Origin of the sequence: Sedimentibacter sp. zth1 (genome assembly GCF_017352195.1) — a bacterium.
Taxonomy (GTDB): domain Bacteria; phylum Bacillota; class Clostridia; order Tissierellales; family Sedimentibacteraceae; genus UBA1535.
In genome coordinates, this window is sequence record NZ_CP071445.1 from 1,011,714 (window position 1) to 1,025,722 (window position 14,009).

The 14,009-nt window shown below is 25.8% G+C and carries 17 protein-coding genes; all 17 read right to left on the reverse strand.

What is annotated here, in order from left to right; genetic code table 11:
* Positions 1–15 precede the first annotated feature (15 nt).
* Entirely contained in the window at positions 16–1,191 is a 1,176-nt protein-coding gene (locus JYG23_RS04985; RefSeq protein WP_207237449.1) for a phosphopentomutase, read from the reverse strand.
* Between the two features lie 13 nt (positions 1,192–1,204).
* On the reverse strand, positions 1,205–2,080 hold the full coding sequence (locus JYG23_RS04990) for a tyrosine-type recombinase/integrase (RefSeq protein ID WP_207237450.1): 876 nt from the start codon (positions 2,078–2,080) through the stop codon (positions 1,205–1,207).
* 40 nt (positions 2,081–2,120) lie between these two features.
* The gene (locus JYG23_RS04995; RefSeq protein WP_207237451.1) at positions 2,121–2,690 is read right to left on the reverse strand and encodes a hypothetical protein; all 570 of its coding nucleotides are present in this window, start codon (positions 2,688–2,690) and stop codon (positions 2,121–2,123) included.
* A 68-nt stretch (positions 2,691–2,758) separates the two neighbouring features.
* Complete coding sequence (locus JYG23_RS05000; RefSeq protein WP_207237452.1) at positions 2,759–3,280, reverse strand: NUDIX hydrolase; 522 nt, start codon at positions 3,278–3,280, stop codon at positions 2,759–2,761.
* 24 nt (positions 3,281–3,304) lie between these two features.
* Positions 3,305–4,099 (reverse strand): sporulation transcription factor Spo0A, encoded by a 795-nt coding sequence (spo0A, locus tag JYG23_RS05005; protein WP_207237453.1) that lies wholly within the window; start codon positions 4,097–4,099, stop codon positions 3,305–3,307.
* Positions 4,100–4,250: 151 nt separating this feature from the next.
* Entirely contained in the window at positions 4,251–5,351 is a 1,101-nt protein-coding gene (gene spoIVB, locus JYG23_RS05010; RefSeq protein WP_207237454.1) for a SpoIVB peptidase, read from the reverse strand.
* 69 nt (positions 5,352–5,420) lie between these two features.
* On the reverse strand, positions 5,421–7,097 hold the full coding sequence (gene recN / locus JYG23_RS05015) for a DNA repair protein RecN (RefSeq protein ID WP_207237455.1): 1,677 nt from the start codon (positions 7,095–7,097) through the stop codon (positions 5,421–5,423).
* A 15-nt stretch (positions 7,098–7,112) separates the two neighbouring features.
* Positions 7,113–7,565 (reverse strand): arginine repressor, encoded by a 453-nt coding sequence (locus JYG23_RS05020; protein ID WP_207237456.1) that lies wholly within the window; start codon positions 7,563–7,565, stop codon positions 7,113–7,115.
* A gap of 329 nt (positions 7,566–7,894) precedes the next feature.
* Positions 7,895–8,107 carry an exodeoxyribonuclease VII small subunit gene (gene xseB / locus JYG23_RS05025; protein ID WP_207237457.1) on the reverse strand — a complete coding sequence of 71 codons (213 nt, stop codon included), beginning with the start codon at positions 8,105–8,107 and terminating at the stop codon, positions 7,895–7,897.
* A gap of 1 nt (position 8,108) precedes the next feature.
* Positions 8,109–9,293: an exodeoxyribonuclease VII large subunit gene (xseA, locus tag JYG23_RS05030; RefSeq protein WP_207237458.1), complete on the reverse strand. Its 1,185-nt coding sequence runs from the start codon at positions 9,291–9,293 to the stop codon at positions 8,109–8,111.
* Entirely contained in the window at positions 9,274–10,257 is a 984-nt protein-coding gene (locus tag JYG23_RS05035) for a hypothetical protein (RefSeq protein WP_207237459.1), read from the reverse strand. Before JYG23_RS05035 ends, xseA begins: the two co-directional genes overlap by 20 nt.
* Positions 10,254–10,703 carry a transcription antitermination factor NusB gene (gene nusB, locus JYG23_RS05040; protein WP_207237460.1) on the reverse strand — a complete coding sequence of 150 codons (450 nt, stop codon included), beginning with the start codon at positions 10,701–10,703 and terminating at the stop codon, positions 10,254–10,256. The genes JYG23_RS05035 and nusB overlap by 4 nt, the downstream gene beginning before the upstream one ends.
* A gap of 38 nt (positions 10,704–10,741) precedes the next feature.
* Positions 10,742–11,134: an Asp23/Gls24 family envelope stress response protein gene (locus tag JYG23_RS05045; RefSeq protein WP_207237461.1), complete on the reverse strand. Its 393-nt coding sequence runs from the start codon at positions 11,132–11,134 to the stop codon at positions 10,742–10,744.
* Positions 11,135–11,182: 48 nt separating this feature from the next.
* Positions 11,183–11,785, reverse strand: coding sequence for a SpoIIIAH-like family protein (locus JYG23_RS05050; protein WP_207237462.1), 603 nt, complete (start codon positions 11,783–11,785; stop codon positions 11,183–11,185).
* Positions 11,786–12,379, reverse strand: coding sequence for a hypothetical protein (locus JYG23_RS05055; protein ID WP_207237463.1), 594 nt, complete (start codon positions 12,377–12,379; stop codon positions 11,786–11,788).
* A gap of 19 nt (positions 12,380–12,398) precedes the next feature.
* Positions 12,399–12,848, reverse strand: coding sequence for a stage III sporulation protein AF (locus tag JYG23_RS05060; RefSeq protein ID WP_207237464.1), 450 nt, complete (start codon positions 12,846–12,848; stop codon positions 12,399–12,401).
* A gap of 5 nt (positions 12,849–12,853) precedes the next feature.
* Positions 12,854–14,008, reverse strand: a complete 1,155-nt coding sequence (locus tag JYG23_RS05065) for a hypothetical protein (RefSeq protein WP_207237465.1) — start codon at positions 14,006–14,008, stop codon at positions 12,854–12,856.
* Position 14,009: the final 1 nt, after the last annotated feature.

A 14,009-nucleotide genomic window follows, 5' to 3' on the forward strand; every position in this document is an offset into this window, starting at 1 on the left:
TCCTCCATAATTTAATTATTTCAAAATTTTATCTTTTATGCTGTACCCATCAATATCATTTTCAATATTGAGTATGTCTAAAATAGTTTTTCCTATACAAGAAAAAGTATCTAAAGTACCAAAATTATTATTTTCTTTAATGCTTTCTCCATAAACTATGATTGGAATATACTCTCTTGAATGATCTGTGCTTGGAGTTGTAGGATCACATCCATGGTCAGCAGTTATAATTAAAACATCTGAAGGTTTTAATGCAATTTTTATTTCTTCAAGCTTTCCATCAAAATATTGCAATGCTTCTGCATATCCTTCTACATTATTTCTATGACCGTAAAGCATATCAAAATCAACAAGATTTGTAAATATTAGACCTTCTGTATCTTCATTTATAGCTTGTATGGTAGCTTCTATACCTTCAAAATTGTTTTTAGTGTGTGAAGCTTTAGTTATTCCCTTATTAACAAATATATCTTCTATCTTTCCTATAGCATATACTTCTTTGCCTGATTTTGATATAAAATCAAGCATAGTATCTTTTATTGGAATCAATGAGAAGTCTCTTCTATTTTCTGTACGTTTATAATCACCTGATTTACCTATAAAAGGTCTAGCTATAACTCTACCTACTCCGCGTTCACCTTGCAATAGTTCTCTTGCTATTTTGCATGCTTCATATAATTCTTCTAAAGGAACTATTTCTTCATGTGCTGCAATTTGAAATACACTATCAGCAGATGTATAAACAATTAAATCTCCACTCTTAACATGTTCATCACCAAGTCTTTGTATAATTTCTGTTCCAGATGCTACACAATTCCCTATAACATGTCTCTTTGTTCTTTTTTCAAATTCTTTAATAATTTCATCATCAAATCCATTTGGATATGTTGGAAATGCATTTGGTAATATAATACCACTCATTTCCCAATGACCTGTTGTTGTATCTTTTCCCATTGATTTTTCCAATGATCTACCATGAGATGATAAATATTTTATATTGGATTTTTTTAAATCTTCTAATCCTTCAATATCTAATAATCCCATTTTATCCAAATTCGGTAATTCAAAGTTTTTTACAGCTTTATATATATTTTTAACTGTATTGCTTCCCTCATCTTTAAATAAATTAGCATCTGGTAGTTCTCCTATCCCAACGCTATCTAATACTATCAATATAACCCTATTAATCATTTGTTATCTCCTTTCAAGCTCTCGGATGTGTATTTTTATATGTTTGTAATGATTTTAAATCTGTAACTTGCATGTAGTTTTGCATTGCTGTCAAATTTTTATGCCCCATTAATTCTTTAACAGACAATACATCAGCTCCGTGATTAAGTAAATGAACAGCAAAAGAATTTCTCAAAATTTGTGGGGATAATTCTTTGTTTAGCTCTAACTTATTTTCATAAAATTTAAGTATTTTCCATACTCCTTGTCGAGTTAATGCTTCTCCACTATTATTTATAAATAAAAATTCACAATCACTCTTAGATTTATTATTTCTAAAATCCGATAAATAATTACTAATTGCTTTCAATGCTAATTTTCCTACAGGAACAATTCTTTGAATTTTGCCATTGATATGTATAATCGAAGCATAGGGAACAATATCCTGTATTTTAATATTAATCAGCTCCGATACTTTTATGCCTGATGAATACAATAGTTCTAATATTGCAGAATCTCTACTTCCTTTAAAAGTATTTATATCTGGCAAACTTAGCAACTTCATAATTTCTTTTTCTTCTAAAATAAGCGGTAATTTTCGTATGTGTTTTGGACTATGTATATTTTGTATTGGATTGTCACTAATTAATTTTTCTTCTCTCAAATATTCATAAAAACTTTTTAGTGAACTTATATTTCTAGAAATGGTTGAAGAACTCTTTCCGTTTTTTTGAAGGTCTACTAAAAATGTTAAAACATGTGTCTTTTTAACATTATAAAATAATTCTTTATATTCATTTTTTAGATAACTTATAAAGCAATTAATATCATAAATATAAGAGTTGATAGTATTTACACTTAATTTTTTATCTTCTAATCTTTTTTTATAATTTTCAATAACATTGTCCATAATTCACCTACATTTAATTTATTTTATTATTAAAAACTACTTAATTTAAAATAAAGTAGATATAACAACTATATACACAAGAATATATACCCACTATTAACAAAAATATAACCGCTATTTTCATAAACTCTATAATTATTATATCAAGTTTATTTCGTTTAGTCTCTACTTTTTTTATTTTTTTTATGTATTTAGCAATTAAAATGCATATATGAGTAAAATAAAACACTAAGGGAAAATAAAGTAAATAATCCGGAATGTTTAATAATAAGTATAATTTATCTTCGGAAAATACTTTTGTTATATAAATCATTGATAAACCAAAGTATAAACTAAAAATTACAAATGCAAAGTAAACGAATTTATCCTTACCCAAAAACGCAAATATTGTTATAACTACAAAATAAATTATATTTCTTTTGAATATTTCTAAAAACATTCGTAAAAATGTATATCTTTGAATACTGTTATAACTAATTTTTACCAATTCTTCTTGTCCAACATAGAAGAATATAAAAGCAGATAAAATAAGCGATAACAATAAAACAAATGTCAAAAACAGTAATTGCTTATTTTGCTCGTGTTTAGAGTTCTTATTTGTTTTTATCATAAAAAAATTCCTCCAGATTAGCATTATTAATAAAATATATGCTAACTCTGAAGGATAAATAACTTATATTAAACATTTAATACATAAAGAATTGCTATAATCGTTTTAGCATCCTTAATTTTATTTTGCTTAACTAAATTTAAAGCTTCATCAAATTTGATTCGAACAATTTCTATAAATTCATCCTCATCAGGATTTGATCCAACTTCTTTCAATTCTGTCGCTTTATATAGATATATTTTTTCATTGCTAAATCCAGGAGAAGTATAAAATTCTGTTAATTTTTCTAATTTATTTGGACAAAACCCTGTTTCTTCTATAAGTTCTCTATTTGCAGCAGCCAATGGTTCTTCATTAAGTTCTAACTTTCCGGCAGGTATCTCATATAAAAAGTCTTCAACAGCTTTCCTATATTGTTTTACTAAAATTAACTCATCATTATCCATTGCTACTATACCAACAGCACCCTTGTGCTCAACAATTTCTCTTTTAGCATATTTTTTATTAGGAACCTCGACTGTATCAATCCTTACATTTATAATTTTTCCTTCAAATACTTTTTCACTATTAACAGTAATTTCTTTATTCATTTTGTTCCTCCTCATGATGTTAATCTACGATACTTTTTGTTCTAGCCTTAATTTATCTGAAATCATAGCAATAAACTCGCTATTTGTTGGTTTACCTTTATTATTATGAATTGTATATCCGAATATATTATTAATTGTTTCAATTTTGCCTCTATTACAAGCAACTTCAATAGCATGTCTAATTGCTCTTTCAACTCTACTTGCAGTGGTTGAATATTTTATAGCTATACTTGGATATAATTCTTTAGTTATTGCACCTAATAATTCTACATTATTTACAACATCTATAATCGCAGTTCTAAGATATTGATAACCTTTTATGTGAGCTGGAACACCAACTTCATGTAATATATCGGTTATCTTTGCTTCAAGACTCAATTCTTTTTGAGCATTTTCATTGTATATTATTTCTTTGTTTCGAATTTGTACTTTTGATGTCTCGTAACCAGATATTTGTAATAACCTTTCAGCAAATGAATCAAAATTAAATGGTTTTATTATGTAATAATCAACTCCCATATTAATTGCTCTTTGAGTGATTTTATCATGTCCGACAGCAGATAAGATAATAACTTTTGGAAATTTGCTTAAATTACTTTTATGCATTTTTTCCAAAACACCTAAACCATCAAGATGAGGCATAATTATATCAAGTATAAGAACATCAGGCTCATACTTTTCAACTGCCTCAATAGCTTTTATACCATCGTCAGCCATTGCTAAAATATCAAAAACATTTTTTGATAATAAAAAATCTTTTAATACACCTCTAAACTCTTTATTATCATCCGCAATAACAATTTTTACCTTTTCTTTCATATAGATCCCCCTTATTATGGTTTAAACCATATTTATCTTTATATAAAATACTTATTAACATAAATATTTATATTCTTTTACAATGTAATTTCAATTAATACCCTTTACATTATAATATACGCTAAATTGATAAAAATTCCTTTAAAATATTCTACAAATTGGATTTGTTTTGAGTTTTTTCATCAATTAACCACTCAATGTACACACCATATCCTCTAGTTGGATCATTCACAAATACATGTGTAACTGCACCTACAAGCTTACCATTTTGAATAATAGGACATCCACTCATTCCTTGAATTATACCATTTGTCAATGATAATAATTCTGTATCTACAATTTTTATCACTAAGCTTTTGTCACTAGGTCTACCTTGATAATATAATTTTACAATTTCTATGTCATATTCTTTTATTTTATCATCAATATTAGATAAAATTTTGGCAGGTCCAGGCTGAATTTCATCTCTATCACCAACTTCTATCAAATCGTTAGTAAAATAATTCATACCCTTTTCATTTAATGTACCTTTTATACCATAACATGTGTTTTGTTTTACATCTCCAAGTTTACCTTCATCTCTTAAGATAAACCCTACTATTTCTCCAGGATTACCTTTTTTGCCTGTTTTAATATTAGTTATAGATGCTTTTGAAATAGCACCAAAATCAATATCGATCAAATCACCTGTATCTGCATCAGTTATACCATGAGCGACCGCACTATAGGAATTAGTCTCAGGATCTATATATGTTATTGCGCCAATTCCGGCTATATTGTCTCTTGCCCAGAAACCAAATATTATATCATTTGAATCATACCTCTTAACTGGCATTAGTAAAATTTGTATTCTATTACCATTTCTTTCTATTTCTAAATTATACTCTTTTATTCCTTGTTTTGCAACATAAAAAACAAAATCATTTGTTGTAGCAATAGGTATAGAGTCAACTGCGATTATTTTATCACCTATTCTTATACCTGCATCATTAGCTGGAGATGTTGTTATTTTGTTATCGTTTACAACATCAGCTAAACCAACAACTAGAATTCCTTTAGTTTTCAATTCAACTCCAATTGTCTGTCCACCAGGTATCACATATTTTGTTTTTGTACTTACTTGCTCATCTTGAATAAAAGGATTATAGTATTTATAGGAAATAATTAAATTATTTTCTACAACGTATATAGAGAAAACAAATATAGCTATTATTGAAATTAAGAATAAAACTTTTATTTTGCAATGTTTCATTTATTAGCTCCTTAAGTTTTAATCTTAATTTCTCCATTTAGTTTAAATTTATTCTATTATGATTTATATTTATTTGTTGCTTTCTTCTATTAATTCTTTTGCATTGTTCAATGATTTAACAGTTATATTCATTCCACTCAATAGTCTTGCTACCTCATTAATCTTTTCATCATTATGTAATTTTTTGATATGGCTAACTGTTTTATCTAATACATTATTTTTTTCTATCATAAAGTGAGTTTCAGAGATTGATGCAATTTGTGGTGAATGTGTTATGCAAATAACCTGTGTATTTTTTGAAATAAACTTCATCTTATTACCTGCCATTTGTGCAGTTTTTCCACTAATACCCGTATCAATTTCATCAAATATTAAGGTTGATTTATATAAATTATCACTACCTAATTTTTTAAAAGCTAACATAATTCTTGAAGCTTCTCCTCCAGATACTATTTTTTGTATAGAATTGAAATTACTTCCTGAATTAGTACACATCAAAAATTCAATATCGTCAACTCCATTTATGGAAAAATCACTTTTTGTAATAATATTAACTTTAAATTTTGCATTTTTCATATTCAAATCATCTAGCTCTTTAACAATATTTTTCTCTATATATTCAGCTATTTTTTGCCTAGCTTTTGTAATTATACTCGCTTTTTCTGCTAGCTTAGATTTTATAATTTCTAATTCTTTATTAAGTTTCGATAATTTATTATCTGCTTCTAAAAGTATTGTATACTCTTTTTTTAACTCATCTTTATATTCAAAAATTTTAATTATACTAAATCCGTATTTTCTTTTCAATCTATTTATTAATGAAATTCTTTTATCTATTTCATCTAATTTTTCTTCATCAATGTCTAATGATTCTGAATAATTTATTATATTAAAAGTCAAATCTTGCAGCTCATCTATAATAATATCTAATTTTTGCAAATACTCATTTATATGATCATCAAAATTGCTAATTTTAGTCAGCAAACTATATGAATGATTAATTATATTGATAGCCGAAGAATCATTTTGTGTTAAATTTCCCTCTATTTCATATAAGTTAGTTTTAATTTCTTTGATATTAGATATTTTTTTTAATTCCCTAATTAAATTATCTTCTTCATCCTCTTTGAGTATGGCTTCTTCTATTTCATTGATTTCGTATGTATATTGCTCTATCTTACTATCTTTATTAATAAGCTTATCTTCTATTTCCCGTACTTTCAACAATTTATGCCTATATTCTTTATACAAACTTTCATATTCACTTAATTCATTGGCTAATTCACCAGATGCAAGATTATCTAAAAGTACTATATGGTTTTCTTTTTTATAAATATATTGTTGCTCAAATTGTCCATATATATCTAAAAGGAATACACCAAGCTCTTTTAAAATACTTATTGAAACAATATTATTATTGATTTTATTTATACTTTTCCCACTATTCAATATTTCTCTAGATATTATCAAATAGTCATCTTCTTCAATTAATATATTATTCTGGTTTAAATAATCAAGAACATTTAAATTGTCTGTAATATCAAATGCAGCACTAATATATGCTTTTTTGTTTCCATTTCTAATAAGCTCTTTACTAGCACGATACCCAATAAGCAAAAATAATGCATCTATTAATATAGATTTACCCGCACCAGTTTCACCTGTTATAACATTAAAACCATTATCAAAACTAATTGATATATCTTCAAAAACAGCTAAATTTTTTATATTTAAATTCAACAACATATTATCACCTTGCTATTATCTTATAATTCTTCTAAATTCATCCAAAATTTCATCTACTGCTTCAAGATTCTTGATAGCAACAAAAAGAGTGTCATCTCCAGCTAATGAACCTGCTATATTTTCTAAACACATATTGTCTATAGCTGAAGCACATATTTGTGCAGCACCAGGTATAGTTTTTATCACTACAATATTCATTGCACTATCTATAGAAACAACTGAATTTTCAAATATTTTATTTAATCTATCTGTTATTCCCTCTTGACTTTGTCCAATTGTTGTATATTTATGTTTTCCACTCTTAGACATTGTTTTTACTAATCTAAGTTCTTTAATATCTCTAGAAATAGTGGCTTGTGTTACATCTATATCCATATTTTTTAAGCCTTCTGCTAACTCTTCCTGTGTTTCTATTTCCATTTTTGAAATTAATTCTAATATTTTTGATTGTCTTGTATACTTTTTCATTTTTTCTCCTTAGCGTCAATACATATAGTTTTTTAGTATATAAATTATTTTGAAAATAATTTTAAATTTTTAATTCATACTCTACAACTTGTCTCACTTTTTCATTCTTTAAATCTTTAAAATGCTAAATACCCATTTTATTAATATATATCAAATATCGATGATTTTTACACCAACGAACAATCTATTTAAAGTCTTAGTACATATTTATGCAACATCCATTTTATGTCTATTACGCTTTTTCGACTATTATCAGTATAAAGTGATATATATCCATATATATATACTAGCATAAATATAAATAAATATCAAATAAAAATTAAAATATTTTATATTATTTCATTATTATTTATAATATTTATTTGTTTTTTTGTTTGTTCTAATTTATTTATACAATAATTGTATGCATTGATACCTTTTTCATAATTTTGTATTAAATTATCTAATTTTACTGAACTACCTTTTTCTAAATTTTGAACAGTACTTTTTAGAACATCCATTGCTTGCTCAAAACTTTCATAATTTTCACTTTTATCTACCATACTATACCTCTTTTATATCAATGATTTTAGCTTCAATACTAAATTTATCAAATAGAATATTTATACTTTGATTATTTTCAACCATTGTCTTATCATTTATCAAATTATTTTGATTATCAAATACTAATGAATATCCATTATTCAACTGTGTTCTATAATCATAGCTGATAAGTTTTTCATACTTTAGCCTTAACTCATTATTTCTGTTGTTAAACTCTATTCTCATATTAGTTTCTAAAATATTTTTTAACATATCACACTCATTGATTAATCTATTAATACAATTATCTGGATTATAACTTCTTAGCATAAATTTATATGTATTTATGCTAGCTTCAAATTGTTTCAATTCATTATTAGTTTTATCAACTAATTGTCTATATAGTGCTTCTAATTGTATACCTATATTTTTATAGCCACGTATAACAAATTCTGCTGCGGCTGTTGGCGTATGGCAGTGTACATCTGCAACATAATCTGCAAGTGTAACATCTGTATCATGCCCAATTCCTGTAACAATAGGTATTTTAGACATATATATTTTTTCAGCTATACTCACTTCATTGAATACATTTAAATCTTTAAAGCTTCCTCCACCTCTTGATAACAATATAACATCAACATTTTTTTCATTATTAAAATACGAAATACCTTCAACTATTGTTCGTTTTGCTGCATCTCCCTGTACAAGTGAATTGTATATTGATACGTCAAATCCACCATTTACAGCATTAAATGTTCTCAAAATATCTTGAAGTGCAGCACCACTTTTGGATGTAATTACACCAATTTTTGATGGCAATAATGGAATTTCCTTGTTTTTTTCAAATAATCCTTGTTTTTCTAATCTTTTCTTTAATATCTCTAATTCTTTGAAAATATTACCAAGTCCAATTTTTTCTATATTCTTTACAACTATTTGATATGTTCCCTTAGCTTCATATACAGTTAATTCACCATTTACTATAACCTTATCACCATCTATAACTGTTCTATCTTGGTAAAAGCAAACACAACTTACACTTGACTCAGAATCACTAAGTGTAAAATAGGTATATCCAGTTTTGCTAATTCGAATGTTTGATATTTCACCTTCAATATAAAGATTGTAAAAAATACTGTTACTTTTTATAATCTTTTTTACATATTGATTCAATAATGAGACTTTAATTGGTTTTATCTTCATTGTACCACCTATCTATCAACGGTAACATTGCATTACCTAAAGAGTTATCTGCGGACAACTCGCTTTTCGGAAATATAATATCATAACTATTTTTAAACTCGTCAATTAATAATTTTCGTATATACATATTAGCTGAAACTCCACCTGAAATAATTATTCTATCAACATTGATATCATTTAATATGTTTCTTAAAATACTCACAATACATTCGCCAATATAATTAAATAAGGAATATATTATTATTTCCTTACTATATTTATTTTCATCTATAAACTTCTTATAATAATTTTCCACACCGGATAAGTTTATATATTTTTCACCTGAGATTTTAGGCTTAATAATTTTTATACCATCTACATCAGTATTATTATCTAATAAAAAATTTTGCATTGATTGACCACTTGGAAATTTAAAATTCAAATATACTCCAATTCTATCAATTAGCTGTCCAAAGGTTATATCTTTTGAGCCACCAACTATCTCTGTAGTAAATCCTCTATTTGATTTTCTTGAAATTAAAAACTCCGATGTTCCACCAGATATGTGAATAGCTATAATATCTTTATTAGAATAATTATAGCTTTTATACGTATCTAAAATTGCAGCAGAAATATGATTTTCCTGATGAGAATATTGAATATATTCCGCATCAACTGATTTAGCTATTGTTTTAGCAAAATTCTTTCCAACAACAAAAACAGGCATATATGAGTCTTTCGTAGTTCTTGGAAACGCACTCACAGATATTATGCCTATTTCATTAAAATCTATATTTATTTTATTTATTAAGTTAGGTAAGTTATTTAAATGCATAAATACCGCTGTTTCTTGTCTAAGACCCTTTTGTCCATCAAGAACTTCTAAATTCTTTTTTAGATTGCATATCACATTGCCATTATAATCAACTAATGCAATTGATGTAGTGTAAGCACTAGTATCAATACCTAACACATATTTTTTCATTGCATCAAGCCTCTATATACTGAACCTAATACTCCATTAATAAATTTATGTGATTCGTCTATAGAATATTTCTTGCTTAATTCAACTGCTTCATTAATTGATACGCTCTCTGGTATAAGTGGATTGTATACGATTTCTGCTACTGCAACTCTTAATATTGCAAGATCCACCTTTGCTATTCTATTCAATTTCCAGCCCTTAGAATTATCTGCTATTATTGAATCTATATTTTCTAAATTATTTATAATATCACTTACTGTTTTATTTAAATACTCCATATCAATTTGTCTACTATTAAATGACTTAAATTCTAAATCATCATCATCTAATTCTATGTTTCCACAATGTTCAATATAGTCTTCACATATTTGCATATCATATGAATTCCTAATATCCATTGTATAAAGTACTTTTACAGCTTCTTCTCTTGTTAATTTTCTGTTCATATTGCCTCCGAGAAAAAATTTAACAATAATTTCTCATCTTATTTTTCTATTTTTTCTGTTTTCTCTATTTTTTCTGTTTTTTCAGTTATAATATTTTGAACATGAATGTTTACTACTGTTACATTCAAATCAGTCATTGTTTCAATTTCTTTTTTAACATTCTTTTGAATCTCTGCTGCTACTTTATTAATTTTACATCCATAAGTAACAATTATAAAAATATCTAAAACTACGTTATTTTCATTAATTTCTACTTTTACACCTTTAGAGTAATTATTTTTAGTAAATAAGTTAGAAAAACCTTCTACTATTCCAGTATGCATACTATGTACTCCGTCTACCTCCATAGTCGCAATTCCAGCTATTATTGTAACAACGTCATCTGATATTTTTACTATTCCATTTTCTAAAATTTCTTTATTTTCGGACATATTAGCACCTCCTTTTATGATTATAGCAGAGAGTTTGTAATTTTACAATTAATTATTATCATATTTTACAATTTTAATTTGTGTTGGTGCGAATTCTGTCTCACTCATTACTACATTAAGTATTTTAGTAGCATCTGCCTTCTCAATGTCCTTATTGGTTATAACTTTTACTGATTTATTTGTTACAACAACTACAACATTATTATATCCTTTTGATTTTAACATTATTTCTATATTGCTTTCCATTTGTATTTGACCATTTTTTACTATCAATAATTCTTCAAATTTTTTAATTGTTTCTGCTGATAATAAATTATTGGATATATTTTTTTCAAGTTGGTCAACTATTTCAAGATTATTTTTAGATTTACTAATTTTAAAATTTTCGAAGCTAATATCAACCTCATCAGTTGAGCTAACAGCTGCAATTTCAGTACCCATTTTTGATGTATCATCAGATGTTAGGTCTGATGTATCACTTACGTCATTGAAATCTGATACAAATTCTGCCTGCTTTTGTTCAAGTGCTTTTTCATCAAATGTAGGTTCTTCATAAGCTTCCTTATTTGATAATACTATATTTATATATCCAATAATAAATATTAATACTAGTGAAGTTAAAAATACAAATGTCTCTTTTTTGAATTTCATTTAATTTCCTCCCTTTTTATTACTAACTATGATTTCTATATTGTTTAGTTCAACATCTAGCAACACTTTTACAGAATTCATTAAAATATTATATATATTATCATCTCCTGAATAATTGACTACAATAAGAACTCCAGTTATTTCAGGATATTCATAATACTTTTCTAATGCTTCATCATCACTATCTAATTTCACTTGCTTTTGAGTATTGTTTCTATTCATCTCATTTTTTGTGCCATTAGAATTAGTGTCGGTATTTGTCTCAACATTTATTGTCTCATCATAAATTGGTTCTAGCATACAAGAACGCTTTGTATAAACCATTGCCTTTACCGTATTTATCCCTTCAATTTCTAGAATTATATCTTCTAACTTGCTCTCCAAGGTTTGTGTATAATTGTCATACTCACCTTTATTATTAGCTTTGCTATCGCTTTCACTATCAGTTTTTATACTAGAAATATTTGGTGTTTTAAATGTATCAATCTTTAAAACAATCAACAAAATTATTAAAACAACAAATAAGCTGAATGTATAAAATAGTTTCTTGTTTGTTTTTAATATGTTTAAAAATTCTCCACATTTTTTAAACATATTCCTACCCCCTATTTTTCTAAAATGTGATTTTAACATTTTCACTATTAATGTTAAAAATTTTCGCAATATTTAATTTAAGATATTCTTCTTCATTGACACTCAATGATTTGTTTAAATAAACATTCACAGTTAATTGCATATCAACCGTAAAATCAACCTTTATATTTTGTATAACCTCCCTTCCGTTATATAAATCATTATTTATAAGCTCAATGAATTTTTCATTAGATTCATTAAGATTAAATTCTCTTGTGTACTGTGACGCTTCATCACTTAACACATTAATATTTATAATATCATCTAAAGATACTGCACCTTTTAAAACTATGCTATTTAATATGTATATAAATAGAAACAGTTTTATGACAAGTTTACAGTATTTTTGTGTTTTTCCTTCCGGAAAAATAATCATTATTAAATTAAAAAACAGAACAAAAATCAAAATATTAATAATAGTTTCTTTCATATTTTTTACCCAAAAATGTTATTTAAAAAATTTATTGTAATTGAATAATATATTGTTATTATTATTATTGGTGTCATTAAACATACAAAATATATGTACATTATATCCGATAACTCCTGTAAAAGATTTGATATATTAGTATTAAACGGCTCTGATACAGCTGCAGTAGCTCTATACAAAATAAAAACTATAAATAGCTTTATAATAGAGCTTCCAAAAGTTGAATATATAAATAAAATTATTATAAATCCTACTATATCCTTTATTAGTAGCAAGCTTTTTACAAATAAACCAAAAAAATTATTTACTGCATTTCCTATAACAGGTGCCGATGATGGTGATAATGATTTTATTGAGTTAATAAAAATATTATCTGTTTTATATAATATATATCCTTGTACCGAAAAATTTATTACAACAATAAAAATATATAATACAAAAATTGTTAAGGTGAACTTTTTTAAAAATTTATACAAAAGCTTAGCATTTACCAACTTACTAATATTATTTATGAGAACAATTACAATTAACACAATAGTCATAATATCAGTAAAATTGTAAACAAATCGTGTTGTTATACCAATTATATAGTTCGAATAGCTTTGGAAAAACTGAAGGAGTCCTATTTTCCCAAGTGTTACCATTGAAGCTAAGAAAAATCCATTTACATTTCTAGTTATGTTGTCAAATTTTATGTATTCTTCCTTTAAAGTATCCTTAATAAAATTTATGTCTTTTGTTGCTAAGATAAAAACTATTAAAATTGAAAAAAACACAACAAGCTGTGATACACTATCTTTTCCAATATCTTCAGTGAAATAATTAATTATTGTTAAAACAATACATACTATCAAAATATTAATTGTCGTTAACAAAACTTCTTTAAAGAATCCTACTTCTTTAGAAAACTGATACTTTAAATAGTCTAATATATTTATTTTCAAATCACCGTTAATAGTTAATTTAACTAAATCTTTAATATTTATGTTTTTTTCGTTAAAATAATCACTATTATCTTTTAAATAATTATCCAATTCATTAGTATCTACATCATCTAACGCATCATTTAATATATCATTTGCACTTGCATACGCAATATTCACGTTAACACCAATTGTTAGACAAATTATAATTAAACCTAAGTATTTTAATATCTTCATT

Bases quoted from the DNA above. Each gene is read 5' to 3' on its own strand.
- JYG23_RS05060 (WP_207237464.1), bottom strand. From the start codon at position 12,848: ATGAAAGAAACTATTATTAATATTTTGATTTTTGTTCTGTTTTTTAAT.
- nusB (WP_207237460.1), bottom strand. From the start codon at position 10,703: ATGAACAGAAAATTAACAAGAGAAGAAGCTGTAAAAGTACTTTATACA.
- JYG23_RS05055 (WP_207237463.1), bottom strand. From the start codon at position 12,379: ATGTTTAAAAAATGTGGAGAATTTTTAAACATATTAAAAACAAACAAG.
- JYG23_RS05045 (WP_207237461.1), bottom strand. From the start codon at position 11,134: ATGTCCGAAAATAAAGAAATTTTAGAAAATGGAATAGTAAAAATATCA.
- JYG23_RS05035 (WP_207237459.1), bottom strand. From the start codon at position 10,257: ATGAAAAAATATGTGTTAGGTATTGATACTAGTGCTTACACTACATCA.
- JYG23_RS04990 (WP_207237450.1), bottom strand. From the start codon at position 2,080: ATGGACAATGTTATTGAAAATTATAAAAAAAGATTAGAAGATAAAAAA.
- recN (WP_207237455.1), bottom strand. From the start codon at position 7,097: ATGTTGTTGAATTTAAATATAAAAAATTTAGCTGTTTTTGAAGATATA.
- JYG23_RS05065 (WP_207237465.1), bottom strand. From the start codon at position 14,008: ATGAAGATATTAAAATACTTAGGTTTAATTATAATTTGTCTAACAATT.
- xseB (WP_207237457.1), bottom strand. From the start codon at position 8,107: ATGGTAGATAAAAGTGAAAATTATGAAAGTTTTGAGCAAGCAATGGAT.
- spoIVB (WP_207237454.1), bottom strand. From the start codon at position 5,351: ATGAAACATTGCAAAATAAAAGTTTTATTCTTAATTTCAATAATAGCT.
- JYG23_RS05050 (WP_207237462.1), bottom strand. From the start codon at position 11,785: ATGAAATTCAAAAAAGAGACATTTGTATTTTTAACTTCACTAGTATTA.
- JYG23_RS04995 (WP_207237451.1), bottom strand. From the start codon at position 2,690: ATGATAAAAACAAATAAGAACTCTAAACACGAGCAAAATAAGCAATTA.
- xseA (WP_207237458.1), bottom strand. From the start codon at position 9,293: ATGAAGATAAAACCAATTAAAGTCTCATTATTGAATCAATATGTAAAA.
- spo0A (WP_207237453.1), bottom strand. From the start codon at position 4,099: ATGAAAGAAAAGGTAAAAATTGTTATTGCGGATGATAATAAAGAGTTT.
- JYG23_RS04985 (WP_207237449.1), bottom strand. From the start codon at position 1,191: ATGATTAATAGGGTTATATTGATAGTATTAGATAGCGTTGGGATAGGA.
- JYG23_RS05000 (WP_207237452.1), bottom strand. From the start codon at position 3,280: ATGAATAAAGAAATTACTGTTAATAGTGAAAAAGTATTTGAAGGAAAA.
- JYG23_RS05020 (WP_207237456.1), bottom strand. From the start codon at position 7,565: ATGAAAAAGTATACAAGACAATCAAAAATATTAGAATTAATTTCAAAA.